Origin of the sequence: Brachybacterium alimentarium (genome assembly GCF_002332425.1) — a bacterium.
GTDB classification, from domain to species: Bacteria; Actinomycetota; Actinomycetes; order Actinomycetales; family Dermabacteraceae; genus Brachybacterium; species Brachybacterium alimentarium.
In genome coordinates, this window is record NZ_NRGS01000005.1 from 488,744 (window position 1) to 509,776 (window position 21,033).

General features: G+C 71.2%; 22 protein-coding genes. 10 read left to right on the plus strand and 12 right to left on the minus strand.

Features of this window, described 5'->3' with window-relative positions; translation table 11 throughout:
- Window positions 1–3: 3 nt before the first annotated feature.
- Both dapD and CIK71_RS05440 read right to left on the minus strand, forming a co-directional pair.
- Window positions 4–996 carry a 2,3,4,5-tetrahydropyridine-2,6-dicarboxylate N-succinyltransferase gene (gene dapD / locus CIK71_RS05435; protein ID WP_096164125.1) on the minus strand — a complete coding sequence of 331 codons (993 nt, stop codon included), beginning with the start codon at window positions 994–996 and terminating at the stop codon, window positions 4–6.
- Between the two features lie 161 nt (window positions 997–1,157).
- A complete protein-coding gene (locus tag CIK71_RS05440) occupies window positions 1,158–1,838 on the minus strand; it encodes a winged helix-turn-helix domain-containing protein (protein WP_096164126.1) in 681 nt (226 codons plus the stop codon).
- A gap of 103 nt (window positions 1,839–1,941) precedes the next feature.
- On the opposite strand from CIK71_RS05440, the gene CIK71_RS05445 reads away from it, so the two are divergent.
- Window positions 1,942–3,213 (plus strand): MFS transporter, encoded by a 1,272-nt coding sequence (locus CIK71_RS05445; RefSeq protein ID WP_096164127.1) that lies wholly within the window; start codon window positions 1,942–1,944, stop codon window positions 3,211–3,213.
- Between the two features lie 42 nt (window positions 3,214–3,255).
- Here CIK71_RS05445 and CIK71_RS05450 read toward each other — a convergent pair whose 3' ends face one another.
- Window positions 3,256–4,203 (minus strand): hypothetical protein, encoded by a 948-nt coding sequence (locus CIK71_RS05450; RefSeq protein ID WP_176485549.1) that lies wholly within the window; start codon window positions 4,201–4,203, stop codon window positions 3,256–3,258.
- Window positions 4,204–4,266: 63 nt separating this feature from the next.
- On the opposite strand from CIK71_RS05450, the gene CIK71_RS05455 reads away from it, so the two are divergent.
- The 5 genes from CIK71_RS05455 (at window position 4,267) to CIK71_RS05475 (ending at window position 8,394) form a co-directional block, all read left to right on the plus strand.
- Entirely contained in the window at window positions 4,267–6,027 is a 1,761-nt protein-coding gene (locus CIK71_RS05455; RefSeq protein ID WP_096164128.1) for an FAD/NAD(P)-binding protein, read from the plus strand.
- A 37-nt stretch (window positions 6,028–6,064) separates the two neighbouring features.
- Window positions 6,065–7,174, plus strand: a complete 1,110-nt coding sequence (gene dapE, locus CIK71_RS05460) for a succinyl-diaminopimelate desuccinylase (RefSeq protein WP_096164129.1) — start codon at window positions 6,065–6,067, stop codon at window positions 7,172–7,174.
- 75 nt (window positions 7,175–7,249) lie between these two features.
- Complete coding sequence (locus CIK71_RS05465; RefSeq protein ID WP_096164261.1) at window positions 7,250–7,987, plus strand: LOG family protein; 738 nt, start codon at window positions 7,250–7,252, stop codon at window positions 7,985–7,987.
- On the plus strand, window positions 7,984–8,145 hold the full coding sequence (locus tag CIK71_RS17660; protein ID WP_096164130.1) for a hypothetical protein: 162 nt from the start codon (window positions 7,984–7,986) through the stop codon (window positions 8,143–8,145). Before CIK71_RS05465 ends, CIK71_RS17660 begins: the two co-directional genes overlap by 4 nt.
- Before the next feature lie 78 nt (window positions 8,146–8,223).
- The gene (locus CIK71_RS05475) at window positions 8,224–8,394 is read left to right on the plus strand and encodes a DUF3117 domain-containing protein (protein WP_096164131.1); all 171 of its coding nucleotides are present in this window, start codon (window positions 8,224–8,226) and stop codon (window positions 8,392–8,394) included.
- Between the two features lie 115 nt (window positions 8,395–8,509).
- Here CIK71_RS05475 and CIK71_RS05480 read toward each other — a convergent pair whose 3' ends face one another.
- Entirely contained in the window at window positions 8,510–9,160 is a 651-nt protein-coding gene (locus tag CIK71_RS05480; RefSeq protein WP_096164132.1) for an O-methyltransferase, read from the minus strand.
- Between the two features lie 133 nt (window positions 9,161–9,293).
- Here CIK71_RS05480 and CIK71_RS05485 point away from each other — a divergent pair, with 133 nt between their 5' ends.
- Window positions 9,294–9,701 (plus strand): twin-arginine translocase TatA/TatE family subunit, encoded by a 408-nt coding sequence (locus CIK71_RS05485; RefSeq protein ID WP_096164133.1) that lies wholly within the window; start codon window positions 9,294–9,296, stop codon window positions 9,699–9,701.
- Window positions 9,702–9,814: 113 nt separating this feature from the next.
- Here the strand turns inward: CIK71_RS05485 and CIK71_RS05490 are convergent, their stop codons facing one another.
- The 4 genes from CIK71_RS05490 to CIK71_RS05505 all read right to left on the minus strand — a co-directional run bounded on the left by CIK71_RS05490 (window position 9,815) and on the right by CIK71_RS05505 (window position 14,536).
- Window positions 9,815–10,927 carry a P-loop NTPase gene (locus CIK71_RS05490; protein ID WP_245857324.1) on the minus strand — a complete coding sequence of 371 codons (1,113 nt, stop codon included), beginning with the start codon at window positions 10,925–10,927 and terminating at the stop codon, window positions 9,815–9,817.
- Between the two features lie 80 nt (window positions 10,928–11,007).
- Entirely contained in the window at window positions 11,008–11,646 is a 639-nt protein-coding gene (locus CIK71_RS05495; RefSeq protein WP_096164135.1) for a DUF1003 domain-containing protein, read from the minus strand.
- Between the two features lie 2 nt (window positions 11,647–11,648).
- A complete protein-coding gene (locus CIK71_RS05500) occupies window positions 11,649–12,974 on the minus strand; it encodes a magnesium transporter MgtE N-terminal domain-containing protein (protein ID WP_176485550.1) in 1,326 nt (441 codons plus the stop codon).
- Window positions 12,971–14,536, minus strand: a complete 1,566-nt coding sequence (locus CIK71_RS05505) for an aminopeptidase P family protein (RefSeq protein WP_096164136.1) — start codon at window positions 14,534–14,536, stop codon at window positions 12,971–12,973. The genes CIK71_RS05500 and CIK71_RS05505 overlap by 4 nt, the downstream gene beginning before the upstream one ends.
- Window positions 14,537–14,573: 37 nt before the next feature.
- Here CIK71_RS05505 and CIK71_RS05510 point away from each other — a divergent pair, with 37 nt between their 5' ends.
- Both CIK71_RS05510 and CIK71_RS05515 read left to right on the plus strand, forming a co-directional pair.
- The gene (locus CIK71_RS05510; protein WP_096164137.1) at window positions 14,574–15,455 is read left to right on the plus strand and encodes a PHP domain-containing protein; all 882 of its coding nucleotides are present in this window, start codon (window positions 14,574–14,576) and stop codon (window positions 15,453–15,455) included.
- Window positions 15,456–16,085 (plus strand): MarC family protein, encoded by a 630-nt coding sequence (locus CIK71_RS05515; RefSeq protein WP_096164138.1) that lies wholly within the window; start codon window positions 15,456–15,458, stop codon window positions 16,083–16,085.
- Window positions 16,086–16,196: 111 nt separating this feature from the next.
- On the opposite strand, the gene CIK71_RS05520 is transcribed toward CIK71_RS05515, so the two are convergent.
- From CIK71_RS05520 to CIK71_RS05535, 4 genes are all read right to left on the minus strand, one after another.
- A complete protein-coding gene (locus CIK71_RS05520) occupies window positions 16,197–18,056 on the minus strand; it encodes a DEAD/DEAH box helicase (RefSeq protein ID WP_096164139.1) in 1,860 nt (619 codons plus the stop codon).
- A 65-nt stretch (window positions 18,057–18,121) separates the two neighbouring features.
- Window positions 18,122–19,771, minus strand: a complete 1,650-nt coding sequence (locus CIK71_RS05525; RefSeq protein ID WP_158542070.1) for a metallophosphoesterase — start codon at window positions 19,769–19,771, stop codon at window positions 18,122–18,124.
- 15 nt (window positions 19,772–19,786) lie between these two features.
- On the minus strand, window positions 19,787–20,008 hold the full coding sequence (locus tag CIK71_RS05530) for a DUF3107 domain-containing protein (protein ID WP_096164140.1): 222 nt from the start codon (window positions 20,006–20,008) through the stop codon (window positions 19,787–19,789).
- A 59-nt stretch (window positions 20,009–20,067) separates the two neighbouring features.
- A complete protein-coding gene (locus CIK71_RS05535; protein WP_096164141.1) occupies window positions 20,068–20,730 on the minus strand; it encodes a TetR/AcrR family transcriptional regulator in 663 nt (220 codons plus the stop codon).
- 112 nt (window positions 20,731–20,842) lie between these two features.
- On the opposite strand from CIK71_RS05535, the gene CIK71_RS17970 reads away from it, so the two are divergent.
- A partial coding sequence (locus CIK71_RS17970) for a hypothetical protein (RefSeq protein ID WP_245857326.1) occupies window positions 20,843–21,033 on the plus strand: 191 nt, incomplete at its 3' end.

Genomic DNA, 21,033 nt, shown 5'->3' on the forward strand with positions numbered 1-21,033 from the left:
CTGTCAGTTCGCGTGCAGGGCGGCGTTGAGCTCGACGGTCTGGCCCTCGCGGGCCACCGCCTCGATCGCGCCGCTCAGCGAGTTGCGGCGGAACAGCAGGTTCGGCACCCCCGAGAGGTCGCGGGCCTTGACCACGTGCTCGTCCTCGCTGCCTCCGCTGCGCCGACCCTTCTCGCCCACGACGACGACCTTGGCGGAGGCGGTCAGGTAGAGACCCGCCTCGACCACGCTGTCGTCGCCGAGCGCGATGCCGATGCCGGCCTCGGCGCCCACGAGAGCGCGCTTGCCGATGCGCACTCGCTCGGTGCCGCCCCCGGAGAGCGTGCCCATCGTGGACGCGCCCCCTCCCACATCGGAGCCGTCCTCGACGATGACGCCCTGGGAGATGCGGCCCTCGACCATGGACGTGCCCAGGGTGCCTGCGTTGTAGTTGACGAAGCCCTCGTGCATGACGGTGGTGCCCTCGGCGAGATGAGCGCCCAGGCGCACGCGGTCGGCGTCGCCGATGCGCACGCCGGAGGGCAGCACGTAGTCCACCATGCGGGGGAACTTGTCGACCCCGAAGACGCTCGGCGTGCGACCGGCGGAGATCAGGGCCAGGCGGGTCTCCTCGAAGCCGGCCACGGCGCAGGGGCCCTCGGAGGTCCACACGACGTTGGTGAGCGTGCCGAACAGCCCGTCGAGGTTCTGGGCATGGGGCAGGACCAGGCGGTGGGAGAGCAGGTGCAGGCGCAGGTAGGCGTCCGGGGCGTCGGCCGGGGCGGCGCTGAGGTCGACCGCGCGCACCACGACCTCCTGGGTGGTTCCACGCACCTCGTCGGCGCGGGTGGCGGCGGCGAGCCGGGCATGGAGCGGCGCGGATTCCGGGGAGCCCGGGGCCCGGCCGAGCTGGGGCGCGGGATACCAGGTGTCGAGGGTGGAGCCGTCGGCAGCGACGGTCGCGAGGCCGATGCCCCATGCATGGGTCGCGGGCGCGTCCGTGGTCGTCGTGGTCATGGGAGGAGTCTACGAAGCCGAGCCGGGAGAACGCCGGTCCTGCTCACCGCCCAGGATGAACAGCACATCCCCGGGGTCCGTCGCAGCGGAGGCCAGCAGAGAGCAGCAGAGGAGGGCGGAACCGGGCGCGGGCGGATCGCGGATCAGGGGCCCGTGCCCGATCAGTCGTCGCGCGGGGACGAGGACCCCTCAGCGGACGCCCGGTGGGCGGTGGCGGCCCACAGGACCTGATAGGTGAAGGCGGCGTCCTCGGAATCCGGGTCGCCTGGGATCTCGACGCCCTGGTCATCACGGTTGAGCGCGTTGTACTCGGCGAGCGTGGTCTGGATGAGCGAGTTCAGCTCCCGCACCTGTGCCGCGGAGATGCGGAGGTCCGACGCGTACAGGGAGCTGAGCTCGTCGTCGTCGACGTCCGGGCCGGTGGACTGCCGGGAGAGTCGCGCGGCCCATGCGGAACGCATCCGGTCGAAGGCCGCGAGCGATGCGGCCCCGGACGCGGCGAGGTAGTCACCGTCGGCGCCATCGGTGCCATCGGCCGAACGCGTGCCGTTGCCGAAGTAGAAGGAGGTCTGGGTCAGCCTCCACACGCGGTCCCGCCGGTCTCGTGCCGCTTCGGGAGCCTCCTCGATCACTCCTCCGCGAGCCAGGATGCGCAGGTGGTAGCTCACGGAGTTCGCGGGGATCGACAGGTCGGCGGCGAGGTCCGCCGCCCGGGCCGTGCCTCGATGCCCCACGCGATGGACGATGTCGAGCCGCAGGGGATGGGCCAGTGCGCGCAGCTGCTCCTGGGTGGCGTGCGTCGGGGGAGAGGTCGAGTCGTCATCCGGTGCAGTGCTGCTCATGCGGTGAGTCTACGGAGCGCCCCGCGCCTGATCCATTTGCTGCGCACCACCCCTTGCGCAAGATCTGTTGCGCAACAAGTCGTGTGCGACTAGTGTTCCGGCCATGACGACCACTGCCTCGGCTCCGCAGCCCTTGCGTCGCAACGCCGAGTACCGCCGCTGGCTGCTCGGCGACGTCTGCCTGGAGCTGGGCACCGGCATCGGGACGTTCGCCTTCCCGCTCGTGACCTATGCCGTCACCGGATCCCTCGGCGCGACGGGCCTGGTCGGGATGATCCAGGGGATCGGGGGCCTCGTGGGGATGGTGCCCGGAGGCCTCCTCGCCGACCGGTTCGGCAGGCGCCGACTGCGGCTGCTCGCCGGCTCGACCGGAACGCTCCTGCAGGCCGTGCTGATCGTGGTGCTCATGGCCGGCTGGGGGAGCGTGCTGGTGCTCGCGACGATCGCCTTCTTCGATCGTTTCCGGGCCGGCCTGCTGGGGGCCGCCTCGGACGCGATGCTCAAGCAGCTGGTGCCGCCGGCCCAGCTGTCGCGCGCCGTCTCCGTCAACCAGGGTCGAGACGCTGCGGTCGAGATGATCGCCGGGCCGCTCGGCGGAGTGCTCTTCGGCCTCGCCGTGGCCTTCCCGCCGCTCGCGCAGCTGCTGGGGAACCTGGGCTCCGTGCTGGCCACCTGGCGGATGCGCGGCCGCTACCTGCCCCGTGCCGTCGAGGCGGCGTCCACCCGGGTCCGTGACGACCTGCGGGAGGCCGTGGTCTGGGCCCTCTCGCAGCGGGTGCGGGTCCAGCTCCTGGCTGTCGCCACACTGGTCAACCTCGGCTCGAACGGCCTCCTCCTCACCGTGCTGCTGCACCTCACGGCGAGCGGGGTCCCGGCCGGACGCATAGGCCTGCTGAACACGGTGCTGGCGGGGTCGATCCTGCTGGGCGCCGTCCTCGCCCCGCGCCTGGTCGAGAAGGTCCCGACGGGAGTTCTGGTCACCGGGCCGATCCTCATCATGGCGGCGGCCGCCGCGTTCCTCCCGTTCGCTCCCGGGATGCTCGCGATCGCTGCGGCCTATGCGGTGATGGGGATCGGCATCGCGCCCTTGAACGCCGGCACCCAGGGTTTCCTGCTCCACATCACCCCGGTCGCGATGCAGGGGCGGATCGGCGCGCTGATGGGAACGATCGCGATGGGGTTCATGCCGTTGGCGCCCGCAGCGGCCGGCTGGGGCCTCGATCTCGTGGGCCCCCTGCCGACCATGCTGCTGTTCTCGGGCATCCTCGTCGCCGGTGCGCTGGTGGTGCTGCTGGGCAGGGACCTGCGCCGGGTCCCTGCCGCAGCGCGATGGGAGAGCTACGCCCGTGCCGAGGGGCTGAGCAGTGAGGGATGAGGGGCGGCGGACGCGACGCGCCGTGGCGCCGGGCCCAGCGCGTCACTCCCCGAGGACGGTGTCGTCCAGCAGTCCCGGTCCTTGCTGGGGGCCCTGCTGCCCCTGGTCTCCGAACCATTCCGCGGCCCGGGCTCGGCGCACGATCTGCACGATGCGGCGGGATCGCAACTGCACCGCGATGACCGCCAGCAGCAGGGAGACCATGCCCCCTCCCAGCAGCCACAGCGCGAGCCGGGTGGCGGCGGGGTCCTCACCGCTGAGCAGGGTGATCAGCAGGATGGCCGCCCCGACGCAGATCGCGAGGATCCCGGCGCCCACCAGGACCGCGGGGCCCAGTCCGCGCAGGACGGCCGGGCCCGCCGAACCGCCCTGCAGCGCCCTGCGCACCGGGAGTCCGCGCCCCATCTGGCCCGGGCGCGAGACGGCCCAGTCCAGCAGCAGACGGTCTCGTCGGCGGGTCGCGATCGTGCCCACGACGGCCGCCGCGACCAGGCAGACGGCGAGGACGATCAACAGCGCCAGGGCGCCCTCGGGCAGAGCCCGTGAGGACAGGCCCGCCGCGAACGTGGAGAACTCGGTGCGCAGGACGGCCACGGCGAAGCAGGCCCCCGCCCCGAGCAGCAGCGCGGCCTCGAGGATCCGCAGCGGGATCTGGCGGGCATCGTGTTCCGCCTGGGCAGCGGATTCCAGCTCGTCGGACACCGGATCGGCGCCCTCGACGAGCACGACGCGGCGCTCCTCGGCCAGGCGTTCCACGAAGTCCTCCGCGTCGGGCCGAGCGCGCAGCTGCTCCGCATAGGTCTCGCGCTGCGCGGCGCTGAGCCACGCGGTCATCACCATCGAGTCCGCGAGCGCGCGCTCCTCGGGAAGCTGGCTGGAGTTCGCGATCGCCCGGATGCGGGCGGCGTGCCTCCCGGCGAACGGGCCCGCGGAGAAGGCGGGTGCTCCGTGCTGCAGCGGTCTCGGCGGCGGCGTCGGGGTGTTCGGCATGACACATATGCTCCCAGACGGCGGTGGGCCGGGCAGGGGAGCGGCTCACGCCATACTGGAGCGATGATCGCCAGCACCGAGCCCGCACGCACCGTCGCCGTCATCGGAGCGGGCCCGCGGGGCACAGCGATCATCGAGCGTCTGGTCGCCGCCTCGCAGCTGGAGGAGTGGCAGAGCCCGCTCACCGTGCACCTGATCGATCCGCAGGTGGGCCGCGGCGGAGCGGTCTGGCGCCATGACCAGCCCGACGTGCTGCTGATGAACACCACCACCTGCCAGACCACGATGTATCCCGATGCCAGCTGCCATCCGCTGCTGCCCGCGGCCCGCGCCGAGAGCCTCGCCGACCATCTCGCCTCCGAAGGGTTCCGGGCGAGCGATTACGCCCCGCGCGCCGCCCACGGCCGCTACCTCGCCCACGTGCTCGCGCGCGCCGAGGCCGACGCCGATCCCGATCGCCTGCGGATCGTGCAGCACGCCGCCGAGGCCATCGACGTCACGGGCCCGGCTGACGGGGCCCAGCGAGTGCGGCTGTCCGACAGCCGGGTGCTGACCGCCGACGCGGTCGCCCTGGCACTGGGACATCTGCCCACCGCGCTGGGACCGCGCTCCCAGCAGCTGGCCGACGCGGCCGACCGTTACGGACTGGTGCACCTGGGACCGGCCAATCCCCTCGATGTCGACTATGCGTCCCTGCTGGGCCGAGGAGCCGTCGCCGTGCAGGGGATGGGCCTGAACTTCTACGACGCGATCGGGATGCTCACCTCCGTCGCCGGGGGACGCTTCGAGCCGGACGCCGATGCACCCTCGGGGCTGCGCTACCTGCCCGGCGGGGCAGAGCCCGTCCTGCACGTCGGCTCCCGCTCTGGGATGGTGTACCGGCCCAAGCCCGACCTCGGCGCCGAGCTGCCCGCCCCGTACGTCCCACAGGTCCTCACCGGGGAGCGCGTGCTCGAGCTCGCCGTGCGCTCGGCCGGTGTCGACCACGAGCGGGACGTCCTGCCGCTGATGTTCGCCGAGCTGCGCCGAGCGCTCGCCGAGGCGGGCCATGAGCAGCTCGCGCACGACGACGCCCTCGTGCCCCTGCTGTTCCCCTTCGGCCGCAGCGGAGGCGAGAGCCACGACGCCCATCGACGCACCCGGGACGTGCTGCGCCGGTCGGTGCGGGCCGCGGCTGATCCGGATCCCGCCTGGCTGCTGGTCTACCGAGTGCTCATCACCCTGCGCACCCAGGTCAACCGTCTGGTCGATCTCGGTGCGTATACGACCGAGTCGGTGCGGGGCGACATCGACGGGCACGTGCGCAATGCCTTCGCCTCCTGGGCCTCCGGCCCGCCCCTGCAGCGCGCCCGCCAGGCGCTCGCCCTCGAGGAGGCCGGTCTGCTGCGCTTCGCAGGCCCCCGCATGCACCTGGACATCGACGAGGAGGCCGGCCGCTATGCGGTGCGCGGCGCCGACGGCTCCACCGCTCTGTGCGACGGCGTGCTCGAGGCCCATCTGCCCCCGGTGGATCTTCCCGCGTATCGCAGCCCCCTGCTGGGCGCCTGGCGGGAGCGCGGCGAGGTGCAGAAGGACTCCTGGGCCTCCCGCGGCAGTCGTCGACGGATGCTGACCGGCTCCATCGCGGTGGACGGCCTCTATGCGCCCGTCGGCCTGGACGAGACCGTCTACGAGCGGCGCCTGCTGGTGGGCGTGCCCGTCAGCACCGCCCAGCCGGGCTCCGCGATCAGCGCGGAGCCGGGCACGTCCGCCCAGCTGCTGCGCCACGCCGAGGCCGTCGCCGTGCGGCTGGCCCGCGCCGGGGGAGCGCTGCGCGAAGACTGATCCTTCTCGGCCCCGAGCGGGAGGGCACAATGACGGCATGCACACCAGTCCCGCACCTGTTCTGGATCCCCACGCCGACATCGTCGACCTCACCGCGGCGCTCGTCGACATCGAATCCGTCTCCGGGAACGAGAAGGCCCTGGCCGACGCCGTCGACGCCGCGCTGCGCGAGCATGCCGGGCACCTCGAGGTGATCCGCGACGGCGACACCGTCATCGCCCGCACCGATCGCGGCCTGGGCCGCCGCGTGCTCCTGGCCGGCCATCTCGACACCGTGCCCGTAGCCGACAACCTCCCCTCCTCCCGCCGCACCCGTGAAGGACGTGAGGAGCTCGTGGGCCGCGGCAGCTGCGATATGAAGGGCGGCGTCGCGGTGTTCCTCAAGCTCGCCGTCGAGGCCGACGCGGCCCCTGTGGACCTCACGTGGATCTTCTACGACCACGAGGAGGTCGCCGCGGCGGACAACTCCCTGACCCGCCTCGCCGCCGAGCACCCCGACCAGCTCGCAGCGGACTTCGCGATCCTGGGGGAGCCCACCTCGGCCGGCATCGAAGGCGGCTGCAAGGGCACCATGAAGCTCGAGGTCACCGCTCGGGGCATCGCTGCGCACTCCGCCCGCGACTGGGTGGGAGACAACGCCATCCATCAGCTCGCTCCCGTGCTCGACCGTCTCGCGGGCTACGAGGCCCGACGGGCCGTGATCGACGGCCTCGAGTACCGCGAATGCCTCAACGTGGTCTCGATCTCCGGCGGCATCGCCGGAAACGTGATCCCCGACCGGGCCACGGCCCTGCTGAACTACCGTTTCGCGCCGGACACCTCGCCCGAGCAGGCCGAGACGCACGTGCGCGAGGTGCTCGACGGACTCGACCTCGACATCGTGGTGACCGACTCCGCCGCGGGCGCCCTGCCGGGCCTGTCGGCGCCCGCCGCCCGCGACTTCCTCGCCGCCCTCGGCGACGTGCCCGTGGCCGCCAAGCAGGGCTGGACCGACGTGGCCCGCTTCTCGACGCTCGGCACCCCGGCGGTGAACTTCGGGCCCGGTGACCCCCTGCTCGCCCACACCGATGACGAGCACGTCCCGCTCGAGGACCTCCGCGTCGCACTCGCGGGGCTCAGGCGCTGGCTGGAGGTCCCGGCGCGATGACCGCTGGTCTCTGCCGTGAGCACGCGCACCTCACCCGGATCGCCGCGGGCTGATCTGCACGACTACCCTCGCACCATGACACCCGAGGAACGAGATCGCCACCGCAAGGGACCCGTCACGCTGCGCGGCACGCAGCGACCCGAGCGCACGACGGACCAGCGCCTGCTCGAGGAGGACGGCCCCGGGGATTGGGTCCATTCGGATCCCTGGCGGGTGATGCGCATCCAGTCCGAGTTCGTCGAGGGCTTCGGGGCGCTCGCCGAGCTCGGCCCGGCGATCTCCGTGTTCGGCTCCGCGCGGCTCGGGGAGGACGATCCGACGTACCAGTGCGCGATCGAGATCGCCGCAGGCATCGTGGAGCTCGGGTACGCCGTCATCACCGGCGGCGGCCCCGGCATCATGGAGGCCGGGAACCGCGGGGCGAAGCAGGCCGGCGGTGTCTCCGTCGGGCTCGGGATCGAGCTGCCGCACGAGCAGGGGATGAACGAGTATGTCGACCTCGGTGTCGACTTCCGGTACTTCTTCGCCCGCAAGACGATGTTCGTGAAGTACTCCAGCGGCTTCGTCGTGATGCCGGGCGGGCTCGGCACCCTGGACGAGCTGTTCGAGGCCCTGTGCCTCATGCAGACCCACAAGATCGACATGTTCCCCGTCGTCCTCGTGGGCCGTGCCTACTGGCAGGGGCTGCTCGACTGGCTGACCAGCGCTGTTCTCGACAGCGGCACGATCAATCCTGGCGATGTGGACCTGCTGCGGGTCGTGGACTCCGCGGAGGAAGCGCTCGAGGTGCTGCGGGAGGCGGCTCGTCGATGACCGCCGACAGCCCGATGGTCCTGCTCCTGCTGCTGGTCGCAGCGGTCGTCGCCGTGCTCATGGTGCTGGTCGCGACGCGTCGGATCGGGGCCGGGATCGAGGTCTCTCGGCGGCGCCGGAGGGTCCATCGCACGAACCGGTCGCGAGACCTGAGATAATGGCCACCGTACGCGCGTTGTCGGAGGCCCCGTCCGGGGGAGCCACTCTGGACAGCGACACCATCAAGGAGGCACGCCATGGCTGCTATGAAGCCGCGCACCGGGGACGGTCCGCTCGAGGTCGTGGAAGAGGGACGCAGCATCATCATGCGAGTTCCGCTCGAGGGCGGCGGCCGGCTGGTCGTCGAGATCGCCGCGTCGGAAGCCGCTGAGCTTCGTGATGCCCTGGAGGGCGTCATCAAGTCCTGACAGCCGGGCCCGCCCGCACAGGAATGCCCCGCACCGTGATGGTGCGGGGCATTCGTGTGCTCGGGGAGCGGTCCGTCTGAGCTGCGTATGAGCTACGTACGAGGTACGTATGAGCTCACCGCAGCACGGCGGCGAGCACGCCGTCGCCGCTGCCGGTGAGCATCGGGACCAGATCCTCCGACTCCGAGACGGCCTTGAGCACGGCGCGCACCGAGCGGGTGTCCGCATCGCGCGCGGTGGGATCGGCGACGCGATCGTGGAAGAGGGCGTGGGGGATCACCAGGACACCGCCCGGCCGCAGCAGCCGTTTCGCATGGGTCAGCAGGTCCAGGGCGTGCGGTGCCTGCGCAGGGAAGCTCACCAGGTCGTAGGCGTGATCAGTGAGGCGGCCGATGACGTCGCGCGGAGTGCCGGCGATGGTGCGCACGCGCGAGGAGCGGATCTGCGCCTCGGTGAAGGACTGGCGCGCCGCCCGTTGATTCTCGACCTCGGAGTCGATCGTGGTGAGCACGCCGTCCGGATGCATGCCGGAGAGCAGGTAGAGCGAGCCGACCCCGCTGCCGGTGCCGATCTCGACCGCCGAGCGTGCCTGGACCGCCGCGGCGAGCACACGCATCAGGGCACCCGCACCCGGCAGCACCGGGGGTGCGCCGAGCTCGTTGCCCCGATCCCGTGCCCGGGCGAGAACGCCGTCGTCGGAGAAGAGCGTCGACTCGTCGACGAACTCCTCGCCATGGGCCCAACTGGCCACCTTTCCCGACGACATGACTGCTTCCTCTCCGTGGACACGAACGTTCCGGCCCAGACTATGTCAGGATCCGGTGACGACTGCGACCCGCGGGCCGTCCCCGATGCAATAATGGCACTGGCTATCAGCGGACTACACGTACAGGTGGGACATGGGCGGCACCGGATTCATGGGACTCGGCGGGTGGGAGTTCGTCGTCCTGCTCGTGGTGTTCCTCGTGATCGTGGGACCGCAGCGGCTCCCCGACCTCACGCGGCAGATGGTGCAGTGGGTGCGCCAGGCCCGCCGCTGGGTCGAGGATTCCCGTTCCACGGTCGAGGACGAGATGGGCATCGCCATCGAGGACCTCAGGAAGTACGACCCGCGCCAGTACGATCCGCGCCGCATCATCCGGGAGGCCTGGGACGACACCGGCATCGAGGAGCTCCTCCCGGACAAGGAGTCCCTGACGGTCGCCGGCGCCGCCGGAGCCGCCGCCGGCTCGAAGTCCAAGAGCAGCGGCAAGCGCACGAAGGACGACGGGCCCCAGCGCGCCCCCTTCGATCCCGAGGCGACCTGATCCGCAGCATCCCGACCGCAGCGACGATCTGACCGCGGCGGTGCCGACGCACCATGCCGCCGCCGGCCCACCAACGACGCCGCCGGCCGCCGGACCACAGGCCGCTCGGGTCGTCAGCCCTTCGCGACGCTGAGCGGCAGCTTCATCCCCGTCAGGCCCCGCGGCTTGCGGACCAGCGAACGCGCCACGCCCTTGAGCGCCATGGCGGTGGGGGAGTCCGGGTGGGAGACCACCAGCGGGACGCCCTGATCAGAGCCCTCCCGCAGCGCAGGATCGAGCCCGACCCGCCCCAGCACCGGCACGTCATGGCCGACGGACTCGGCGAGCGTCGCCGCGACCCGGTCGCCACCGCCCGCCCCGAAGACATCCATCACGGAGCCGTCCGGCAGGGTCAGCCCGGCCATGTTCTCCACGACCCCGGCGATCTCCTGCTCCGTCGAGGACGCGAGCGAACCGACCCGCTCCGCGACCGTCGCCGCGGACTGCTGGGGCGTGGTCACCACCACCATCTGCGCGCTCGGCAGCAGCTGCGCCACGGAGATCGCCACGTCGCCGGTGCCCGGCGGGAGGTCCAGCAGCAGCACGTCAAGATCGCCCCAGAACACGTCGGAGGCGAACTGCTCGATCGCGCGGTGCATCTTCGGGCCGCGCCACACCACGGCCTGCCCCTCCGGGACGAACATGCCGATGCTCATCACCGCGACGCCGTGCGCCTCGGGAGGCATCAGCAGGTCCGAGACCTTGGTGGGCTGAGCCGTGATGCCGAACATGCCGGGCATCGAGAAGCCGTGGATGTCGGCGTCGATGACTCCGACGCGCAGGCCATCGGCCGCCATCGCGGCGGCGAGATTCGCGGTGACGGTGGACTTCCCCACCCCGCCCTTGCCGGACGAGATCGCATAGATGCGGGTCAGTGAACCGGCCTGGTTGAAGGGGATCTGACGGCGGCCCTGGCGCAGGCGGTTGGTGAGCTCACGGCGCTGCTCCTCGTTCATGGCGCTGGTGGAGACCTCGACGCGGCTGAGACCCGGCACGGTCGCCGTCGCCTCGGCGGTGTCCTGCTCGATGCGGCCACGCATGGGGCAGCCCTCGATCGTCAGCAGCACCTGCACGCGGGCGACGTCGTCGGCGTCGATCGTCACCGAGTCGACCATGCCGAGCTCGGTGATCGGCCGATGGATCTCGGGGTCGATCACGCCGTTCAGCGCTTCATGGATGCGGGTGATGCGGGTGTCGACGGCGGCGTCCTCCGTCGGGGCGCTCGGGGCGCTCGGGGCGCTCGGGGTCTCGGAGTTCTCGGTGCTGGTCACGAGGGATCCTGCTCCTTCTGGTGGTCATGGGCACCGGCCAGGTCGCGCTCGCGCAGCACGGAGTCGATCTCCTCGCGGAGGATCGACCGCAGCGTGCTCGCATCCATCGGGTCCGCGGCCGGTGCCGCGTGGTGGTCGGAGGCATCGGTGTCCGGGGGACTGTCGAGCTCCTCGAGGAGATCGCGCAGCTCGCCGCGCACGAAGTCGCGGGTGGCGACGTCGTTCAGCGCCAGGCGCAGCGACGCGATCTCACGGGTGATGAAGTCGGTGGTGGCGTGGTTGCGCTCGTTGGACTGCCGGTCCTGCTCGACCTGCACCCGGTCGCGGTCGTCCTGCCGGTTCTGCGCGAGCAGCAGCAGCGGCGCGGCGTAGGAGGCCTGCAGCGACAGGATCAGCGTGAGCAGGGTGAAGTTCAGCGCCCGCGGGTCGAACTGGGCGGAGACCGGCATGAGCGAGTTCCAGCTCAGCCAGACGGCGCAGAACAGCGTCATCCCGACCAGGAAGGCCGGGGTGCCCATCATGCGGGCGAAGGTCTCGGCGGCGCGCCCGAAGGCATCCCCCTGGAACGGATTGTGCAGGACGGCACCGCGACGGGGCGCGGGATCGTCGAGCGATGGGGGGTTGCGCTCTGCCATCCTCAGTCCTCCTTCGCGCTGTCACGGGCGGCCCGGGCGATCTCCGTCAGATCGATCTGCCCGGTCGTGGGCACCGGCTCGTCCTGCTCGCGCCAGTCGTCCGGGAGCATGTGGTCGAGCACGTCGTCGACGGTCACCGCGCCGAGCAGGCGACCCTCGTCGTCGATCACCGGGATCGAGACCAGATTGTAGGTCGCCATCTCGCGGGTCACCGCGGAGAGCGGGGCCGTGGGGCCGACGGCGACCTTGTCGTTGTCCAGGATCTCGCCCACGGGACGGTCCGGGCGCTCGCGCAGCAGCTGCTGGAAGTGGACGATGCCCAGCAGCCTGCCGCTGGGCGTCTCCAGCGGAGAGCGGCACACGTGCACCGTCGAGGCCATCGCGGCGTGCAGCGCCTCGCGGCTGATCATCGCCAGGCAGTGCGCGACCGGGGTCTCCGGGGCCACGATCAGCGGCTCCGTGGTCATCATGCCGCCGGCGGTGTACTCGTCGTAGGCGAGGAGGCGGCGCACATCCTCCGCCTCCTCCGGCTCCATGAGGTTCAGCAGCTCGGCGGCGATGTCCTCGGGCAGCTCCTGGACGAGGTCCGCGGCATCGTCGGGGTCCATCGCATCGAGGATGTCCGCAGCACGTCTGGCCTCCAGTCCGGTCACCAGCTCGACCCGGATGTCCTCGGGCAGCTCCTCGAGCGCATCCGCGAGTCGTTCGTCGGCCAGCTCCCCGGCGAGCTCGATCCGGCGCTTGGGCTCGAGCTCCTGGATGATCTCGGCGAGGTCGGCGGGGTTGAGGTCCTGGTAGGACGCGGCCAGCAGGTGGGCGGACTGCTCCGCCTGGGTGCCGTACAGGCCCGTCACCTCGTGCGGCTCCACGGTGAGGGTCTCCCCGCGGGTGACCAGGCGGCTGAGCGAGCTGCCGCGGCGCCGACGGCGCAGGTGCAGCCGGGAGACCTCCCAGTCCTTGTGCCGGTTCTGGTCCAGCGCGATGTCCAGCACGGTCGCCTCACCCGTGCCGTCCTGCATCGTCACCGCACGATCCAGCAGGTCGCCGACCACGAGCAGCTCCCCGGCGCGCTTCTCGAAACGGCGTACGTTGAGCACTCCGGTGGAGATCACCTGGCCCGGCGAGATCGACGTGACGCGGGTGATGGGCAGGAACACGCGGCGTTTGACCGCCACCTCGACCACGAGCCCGACCGCACGGGCCGGGCTGCGGTCCTGGGGGAGCACCACGATGTCGCGCACCTTCGCCACCACGTCCCCGATCGGGTCGAAGACGGTCGTCCCGATCAGTCGCGCGGCGAAGAATCGCTGCTGCGCGGAGCTGCTCACCGGCGCAGTCCGGAGATCCAGTGCTCGACGTCCTGGACCGTGCGCGGAGCCGCGGCCGAGAGGTTCTCGACGCCGTCGGCCGTGACCAGCACGTCGTCCTCGATGCGCACCCCGATGCCGCGGAGCTCCTCGGGCACCAGCAGGTCGTTCTCCTTGAAGTACAGCCCCGGCTCGATGGTGAAGACCATGCCGGGCTCGAGCTGCGCGTCGAGGTACATCTCGCGGCGAGCCTGGGCGCAGTCGTGCACGTCCATGCCCAGATGATGGCTGGTGCCGTGCGGCATCCAGCGACGGTGCCACTGGCCTTCGGGGGAGAGGCTCTGCGCGGCGGTGCCGGGCAGCAGCCCCCACTCCTCGAGGCGGGCTGCGAGGACCTCCATCGCGGCGGTGTGCAGATCACGGAAGAGCAGGCCCGGGCGGGCCACCGCGAAGGCGGCGTCGGCCGCTTCGAGCACGGCCTCGTAGACCCGGCGCTGGACCGGGGAGAACGTGCCGGACACGGGCAGCGTGCGGGTGACGTCGGCCGTGTAGAGGGAGTCGATCTCGACGCCGGCATCGATCAGCACGAGCTCGTCGGCGCTCACGGCGCCGTCGTTGCGGGTCCAGTGCAGGGTGCAGGCGTGGTCGCCGGCGGCGGCGATGGTGTCATAGCCGACCCCGTTGCCGTCGAGCCGGGCGGCCGCTGCGAAGACGCCCTCGATGACGCGCTCGCCGCGGGAGTGGCCGACAGCCTCGGGCAGGCGCGCGATGACGTCCTCGAAGCCACGGATCGTGGCCGCGACGGCCTCGCGCATCTGGCGGATCTCGTACTCGTCCTTGACCAGGCGCTGCTCGCTCGCGACCTCCCTCAGCTGCGCGAACTCCGCGTCGGCCTCGTCCCCGCCGGGCAGGGAGTTCTGCGCGCGGATCTCCTGGACCATCGACTCGACGGTCGCGTCCACGCCGGGCAGGATCGACAGCGACAGCTGGGCGCCGACGTCCTTGGCGAGATGGTCGCGCAGCTCGTCGATGTGGCGCACCTCGATGCCCAGCCGCTGGGAGGCCTCGACGACGGTGGGACGACGCCCCACCCACATCTCGCCGTAGCGGGCGTCGGCGTAGAACTCGGAGGTGTCGAAGCCGGCGCGGGGCCGGAAGAAGTAGGTCGCCTCCGCGCGGTCGGGATCCTCGGCCGACGGCTCGACGACGAGCACGCTGTCGGGCTCCTCATCGGTGCCCAGCCCCGCGTAGTACGCGAACGCGGTGTCCGGACGGAAGGGGTAGTCGGTGTCGTTGGAGCGCACCTTCAGCACGCCGGCGGGCAGCACCAGCCGAGATGCCGGCAGGCGGCGCACGAGGGCATCACGACGGGCGGGCGTGAAGTCCGCGGCCTCACGGCGCTCGGCGTCGGGAACGGTCTCGTCCCATCCCGAGGAGATGAATTCTCGGAACTCGGAGTTCGTGGGGCGCTGGCTGCGCGAGTCGCCGCGGGACGCGAGGTCCCGGACGGCTTCGGCGTCGGCGCTGCCGGTGCTCGTGCGGTGCGTGCTCTGATCGGTGCTCTCGGTGCTCTCGGTGCTCACCCTCCGATGATCTCACGGTGACGACTACGCTGGGCCTATGAGTGAGCGTTCCATCTTCCACAGCACGGAGCGCATCGACCTGCATTCGCACACCAGCTGGTCGGACGGCACCTGCGACGTGGCAGGGCTGTTCGAGCAGGCCCGGGATGCCGGTCTGGACGTGCTGGCCCTCACCGACCACGACACGGTCGGCGGGTGGGCAGAGCTGCCCGCAGCGGTCGCCGCGACCGGTGTCTCCGCGGTGCCGGGCATCGAGGTCTCCAGCGAGCACGAGCGACTCTCGGTGCACGTGCTCGCGCTGCTGGTCGACCCTGATCCCCACAGCGATCTGGCGCGCGAGATGGCGCGTGCCCGGGACTCTCGCGTGGACCGTGCCCGGGACATGGTCGAACTGATCGCGAAGGACTATCCGATCAGCTGGGAGGACGTGCGCGCCCAGGCCGCGGGGGACGCCACCGTGATCGGGCGCCCCCATATCGCCGACGCCCTCGTGGCGCACGGGGCGATCCCGGACCGCTCGGAGGCCTTCCGGGAGATCCTCAGCCCTTCGGGCCCGTATTACGTGCCGTACTACGCGCCCTCCCCGGTGGACGCGGTGCAGGCGATCCATGCTGCCGGCGGCGTCGCGCTCATCGCCCATCCCGGCTCGGTCACCCGGGATGCGTCCCTGCCGCTGGACCTGCTGGAGACCATGGTCGAGGCGGGGCTGGACGGCATCGAGGTCGATCACCGCGAGCACGACGAGGCCGAACGCGCCCGTCTGCGCGACTTCGCGGCCCGCCATGACCTGCTGATCACGGGCGGCAGCGACTACCATGGCGCCGGCAAACCCAACCGGCTCGGAGAGAACCTCACGCAGCCGGACGTCCTGGCAGCGATCACCCACCGCGCCACGAGCAGCACTGAGGTCATCCGTTAAGTGAACCTGGTCGATCTGAGCTTCCTCACGGGAGTGTTCGTCACCCTCTTCGTCATCACCGATCCTCCCGGAACGGTCCCGATCTTCCTCTCCCTGACCAGCACGATGGCCGCGAAGCAGCGGTCGCGGGCGGCTCTCGTGGCCGTCGCCGTGGCGATGCTGATCATCTCCGTGTTCGCCCTGTTCGGGCGCTTCATCCTCGACTACATGCACATCTCGCTGCCTGCGCTGCAGTTCTCCGGCGGCCTGCTGCTGCTGATCGTGGCGCTGCAGCTGCTCTCCGGCAAGGAGGGCGAGATGGCGGCGAACGAGGGCGTGAACGTCGCCCTGGTGCCGCTGGGCACGCCGCTGCTCGGCGGGCCCGGCGCGATCGTGGCTGTGATGCTCTTCGTGCAGCAGACCGGCGGACAGAGCGCCCGCATCATCTCGCTGGTGATCGCGATGGCGCTGATCGCCGCGACGATGTACATCGCGCTGCGCTTCGCGGGCGTGGTCGCCCGTGTGCTCGGCGACGGAGGCGTCACCCTGGTCACCCGGATCTCCGGCGTGCTGCTGGCGGCGATCAGCACTCAGATGATCTTCGACGCGATCCATTCTTTCCTGATCAGCTGGGGCGTCGTCGCCGGCTGACCTCGCCCGGTCCTCGCGCACGAGAGGTCCCCGCGCACGAGAGGGTCCCGCGCACGAGAGCGGCCCCGGCCCGAGCAGATGCTCGGGCCGGGGCCGCCGTCGTCAGGGGGATCAGGAAGCGGAGCCGGATCCCTGCTGGCCGCCGCCACGGCTGCGGCTGCGGCCGCCACGGGAACGACGACGACGGGGGCCGTCCTCGCCGGAGCTCTCGGAACCGCCGCCCTGGCCACGGGTCGACTCGCTGCCCTGGGCGCGGGCTCCTGACGAACTCGTCGAGCCCGACTCGTCGACGACCGCGCCGTTCACGCGACGCGTGCGCGAGCGCGACCGGGTGCGACGGGGACGATCGCTCGCACCCTCGCGCGACGGCGCCGCCTCGCCGGCACCCTCACGGGGAGCGCTGTCCTCACGAGGTGCACGTTCCTCGCGGGGCGCGCGGTTCTCACGAGGGGCGCGCTCCTGACGGGGTGCGGAGCTGCGGCCACCGCGGCCGCCGTCAGGGCCTCCACGGCTGCCGCCCCGACCGCCTTCACGGCTGCCGCTGCGGCCGCCGTCGCGACCGCCACGGCCGCTCTCACGACCGCCGCGGCCCGAATCGGGACCTCCGAGGTCCTCGAGGCGCTCCGCATCCAGACCGTCACGGGTGCGCCTGTCCTTGGGCAGCATGCCCTTGGCCTCGGTGGGGATGTCGAGATCGGTGAACAGGTGATCCGAGGTCGAATAGGTCTCGACGGCCTCGGCCGATTCCAGGCCCAGCTGGCGGGCGATGAGCCCCCAGCGCGCCAGGTCCTCCCAGTCCACGAAGGTCACCGCGGTGCCCTTCTTGCCCGCGCGGCCCGTGCGGCCGGTGCGGTGGAGGTACGTCTTGTCGTCGTCCGGGCAGTTCCAGTTCACGACATGGGTGACGTCGGTGACGTCGATGCCGCGGGCGGCGACATCGGTCGCCACCAGCACATCGATCTTGCCGTTGCGGAAGGCGCGCAGCGCCTGCTCGCGGGCGCCCTGGCCGAGGTCGCCATGCAGCGGTGCCGCGGCGAAGCCGCGGTCCGCGAGGTCGCCGGCGACCCGGTCGGCCTGGCGCTTGGTGCGCATGAAGATGATCGAGAGACCGCGGCCACGGGCCTGCAGGATGCGGGCCATCACCTCGATCTTGTCGAGCTGGTGGGCGCGGTAGACGACCTGCTTGATGTCGGCCTTGGTGCGGGCGCCGTCGTCGGGGTCCTGGGCACGGATGTGCGTGGGACGGCTCATGAACCGACGGGCCAGGGCCATGATCGGGCCGGGCATCGTGGCGGAGAAGAGCATCGTCTGGCGCGTGGTGGGCACGGCCTGCAGGAGCTTCTCGATGTCCTCGAGGAAGCCCAGATCGAGCATCTCGTCGGCCTCGTCGAGCACGGCGGTGCGCACCTGGGACAGGTCCAGGTACTTCTGACGCATCAGGTCGATGAGACGGCCCGGAGTGCCCACGACCACCTCGACGCCCTTCTCGAGGGCCTCGATCTGCGGCTCGTAGGCGCGGCCGCCGTAGACGGTGAGGATGCGCACGGGGCGCTTCGCCGAGGCGGCGATGAGATCCTCGGCCACCTGGACCGCGAGTTCACGGGTCGGCAGCACCACGAGGGCCTGGGGCTTCCCGATCGGACGATCGTGCGGATTGGGCTCGCCGGGGGCGATCGCGGCCTGCAGCAGCGGGATGCCGAAGCCCAGCGTCTTGCCCGTGCCGGTCTTCGCCTGACCGATGATGTCGCGACCGCGCAGGGCGATGGGAAGGGTCATCGACTGGATCGGGAAGGGATGGATGATCCCCTTCGCCGCCAGGGCATCGATGATGTCGGAGCGGACGTCGAAGTCCGCGAAGGTCTGCTGGGGCTCGACGACTGCGGCGGCCTCGGGGGTCGGGGTGCCGGAGCTCTGCTCGACGGCGGGGGAGGCCGACACGGCCTCTTCGGTGTGCGGGATGGTTTCAGGCACCGTTCAACTCTCTGGTCATGGATGTGCACTGCCATGGTAGCCCCCGCCCCGTCGGGGGCCCCGAATCATTCCTCTCCGCCGTCGCTGACCTCGGGCAGCGGACTGCTCGGAGTGGTGGGCGTGACGCGTTCCTCGTCCGGCAGTCCCTCGCCCGGTTCGACCTCCTGCTCCTCGGGGATCGGGGCCTCGGGGGTCTCGGCGCCCTCGGGCACCTCGAGCTCGGGAGCCTCGGGCGGCATCTGCGAGCGCTGGATGGAGACCGACACCAGGCCCAGACCGCCCATGACGATGTCGTCGTAGGCGACGAGGCGTCTGGTGCTCTTGTCGAAATAGAGCATCCGGGCGGTGAGGTCCAGCGGATCGTCGCCCTGCAGCACGGGGGCGACCCCGCCCGAGGCGAGCGCACCGCCGGTGGAGCCGACGGTGAACCAGTCCGTGCCCGAGCCGTCCCGGTCCAGCTCCACCTTGGAGGTGTGCATGTGGCCGGACAGGACCAGCGGCACCCGTCCCTCCAGGCCCTGCGGCTGGGTCGGATCGTGCATCAGCGCGAGGTCGACCGGTGCCTCGGGGTGCTCCTCGTCATAGGCGGTGATGGTGTCGCCCAGCTGGAAGCCGCTCGCGGCCATCGCCTCGGTGCCGGCCTCCCAGCCGCCCGCGTCGGAGTCGTCGTCGGCCGCGAAGCGGGGGTCACCGATTCCGGCGATCCGCAGCCCGGCCACCGTGACGACCTCGTTCTGCACGACGGTCGCGTTGGGCTGCTCGGCGATCTTCGCCTCGGCGGCGGCGCCGTCATGGTTGCCGGCGACGAACACATAGGGGACGTCGAGCTCTCCGATCACGCTGAGCTGCTGGGTCTCCACCGGGGTGCCCCACGAGACGATGTCGCCGGTGTCGATGACCAGGTCGATCGCGAACTGGGAGTTGAGCTGCTCGATGACGTCGTACGCCTGCGGGTTGTCATGGATGTCCGAGACATGGAGAACCGTCAGCAGATTCTCCTGGTCCAGCCCCACCGGCAGGGAGTCCGCCGCGATGTACAGGGCGGAGACCTGGCCCACGAACTCCGCGAGCGTGGAGCGATAGCTCTGGTAGTCCGCAGCGGTGGCCTGCCCGAGATCGGCGATATAGGTCGCCTGGGTGAGCAGGCCGTCGAACTTCGGCTGGTAGAGCGACTCCGGCTTGAACGTCACCGACGTCGCGACCACGCTCACTCCCACCAGCGCGACGGTGCAGCCTCCGGCGACCAGCGCGCGCCGGACGCGACGGAAGGTCAGGCCGACGGCGAGCCCGGCACCGGCGGCCGCGAACAGCGCATTGAGGGTCGCGTTCTTCGCGGCGGCCGCGGTGATCGCCTCGGGCGCGGTCTCCGTGAGCTCGGAGAAGCCGGTGTCGGAGTAGAACAGGGCCTCGGCCTTGGCAATGTCCACGCCCTGCACCCGCGCCTCGATGCGCACGGGAGCGGTGTGGGTGTCGAAGGAGACCTCGCCCACCGGGGGCAGCAGCATGACCGTCTCCGAGGACAGCGAGGGCTTCAGATGCACGCTCGCGGTCAGGGGTCCGATGTCGACCCGCGTCGCGGGGACCAGCATGATCCCGACGATCGCGCCCAGGATGGCGACCAGCGCCGTCGTGGTGACGTGGAGGATGCGGGCGTTGCGACGGCGCCGCCGGCGGCGCAGCGCAGAGTCCTCCTCAGAGGCCGTCTTCGTGGTCATGCAGTGCCGGTCCGGTCAGCCCAGGAAGCCGACGCGACGGGGCTCCTCGGTGGAGAGCTCGGCGAAGGCCACCTTCGCTCCGGGGACCAGCACGGTGCGGCCCTTCTCGTCGACCAGGGTGACGGGCGAGCCGTCGGCGATGGCGGTGCTGAGGCGCTCGAGCAGCTCGTCGGTCTTCTCCGCGGACTCGATGACGATCTCACGGGGCGAGTGCTGGATGCCGATGCGGATCTCCATGGCGATGTCCTTCCCTCCGCCTCCAGGGCGGGGACGTCCGTTGCTGTGCGCTGGGAAGTCTACCCGTCGGCACCAGTGCGTGCGGTGCCGTCCGCTCCCAGCACAGAGCCCCCGATCTGGGGATTCTCCAGCGGGTCGAATCCGGTCAGTCCATGGACCATGTAGCTGGTCATCACCTGGAGGATCTCCTCGCGCTCGGCGTCGTCCGTCGCGGTGTCCAGCAGCAGCGCGGTGGTCTGGGTGTCGGCGAGCAGGCCGCGGCCGATGACCCGCGACTGCGTGGGGCTCATCCGGCGGCTGGCCATGAGGACGTCGGCGAGCTGGACCGCCATCTGGTCGAGCACCTCGGCGGCGCGCTCGTGCACCGCGTCGGAGATCGCCTCGTTGCCGGTGAACAGGCGCAGCGAGTTCTGCACGGAGACCAGGTGGAAGAACCGCTCGAGTCCGTAGCGCACCCGCCCCGTCGTCTCCCCCTCGAAGTCGCCGATCGCCCGGACCCCCGCCAGCAGCTCGTCCGCGATGATGTCGATGACCTCGACGTACAGCGTCTCCTTGGAGCTGAAGTGCTGGTACAGCACGGGCTTGGTGACCCCGGCCGCTCCGGCGATGTCGTCCATCGAGGTCCCGTGGTAGCCCCGCTCGGTGAAGACACGGGTGGCGAGGTCCAGCAGCTGGGAGCGCCGCTGCGCTCGCGGCATCCGGGTGGTGGTTGAGGATGACATGGGGCCGACCTCCGGACGGATGACTGGTTCGTAGTGAGTCAGAGCACTCTACCGCGACTGCCGGACACGCAGACGGGGTTCGGCTGTCAGCCCGGTGAGGTGCAATGGAGCCATGGCAGCTGCATACACGCGAACGGGCGAGGGGATCCGACTGCTCGGTCCCGACCTCTCCGCGCTGCCCGACGTGCGCGAGCCGGAGGAGCTGGACCCCACCCAGCTCCGTGCGCTCGAGCTGTTCGAGTCGGGAGCCGATGTCCTCGTCCACGGCGGCCCGTCCAGCGGGCGCACCGCGCTCGCGCTCGC

Coding starts and splice junctions, on each gene's coding strand:
- CIK71_RS05530 (WP_096164140.1), bottom strand. CDS start 20,008: ATGGAGATCCGCATCGGCATCCAGCACTCGCCCCGTGAGATCGTCATC.
- CIK71_RS05495 (WP_096164135.1), bottom strand. CDS start 11,646: ATGGCAGAGCGCAACCCCCCATCGCTCGACGATCCCGCGCCCCGTCGC.
- CIK71_RS05445 (WP_096164127.1), top strand. CDS start 1,942: ATGACGACCACTGCCTCGGCTCCGCAGCCCTTGCGTCGCAACGCCGAG.
- dapE (WP_096164129.1), top strand. CDS start 6,065: ATGCACACCAGTCCCGCACCTGTTCTGGATCCCCACGCCGACATCGTC.
- CIK71_RS05525 (WP_158542070.1), bottom strand. CDS start 19,771: ATGACCACGAAGACGGCCTCTGAGGAGGACTCTGCGCTGCGCCGCCGG.
- CIK71_RS05450 (WP_176485549.1), bottom strand. CDS start 4,203: ATGCCGAACACCCCGACGCCGCCGCCGAGACCGCTGCAGCACGGAGCA.
- CIK71_RS05465 (WP_096164261.1), top strand. CDS start 7,250: ATGACACCCGAGGAACGAGATCGCCACCGCAAGGGACCCGTCACGCTG.
- dapD (WP_096164125.1), bottom strand. CDS start 996: ATGACCACGACGACCACGGACGCGCCCGCGACCCATGCATGGGGCATC.
- CIK71_RS05475 (WP_096164131.1), top strand. CDS start 8,224: ATGGCTGCTATGAAGCCGCGCACCGGGGACGGTCCGCTCGAGGTCGTG.
- CIK71_RS05455 (WP_096164128.1), top strand. CDS start 4,267: ATGATCGCCAGCACCGAGCCCGCACGCACCGTCGCCGTCATCGGAGCG.
- CIK71_RS05535 (WP_096164141.1), bottom strand. CDS start 20,730: ATGTCATCCTCAACCACCACCCGGATGCCGCGAGCGCAGCGGCGCTCC.
- CIK71_RS05480 (WP_096164132.1), bottom strand. CDS start 9,160: ATGTCGTCGGGAAAGGTGGCCAGTTGGGCCCATGGCGAGGAGTTCGTC.
- CIK71_RS05510 (WP_096164137.1), top strand. CDS start 14,574: ATGAGTGAGCGTTCCATCTTCCACAGCACGGAGCGCATCGACCTGCAT.
- CIK71_RS05440 (WP_096164126.1), bottom strand. CDS start 1,838: ATGAGCAGCACTGCACCGGATGACGACTCGACCTCTCCCCCGACGCAC.
- CIK71_RS05485 (WP_096164133.1), top strand. CDS start 9,294: ATGGGCGGCACCGGATTCATGGGACTCGGCGGGTGGGAGTTCGTCGTC.
- CIK71_RS17660 (WP_096164130.1), top strand. CDS start 7,984: ATGACCGCCGACAGCCCGATGGTCCTGCTCCTGCTGCTGGTCGCAGCG.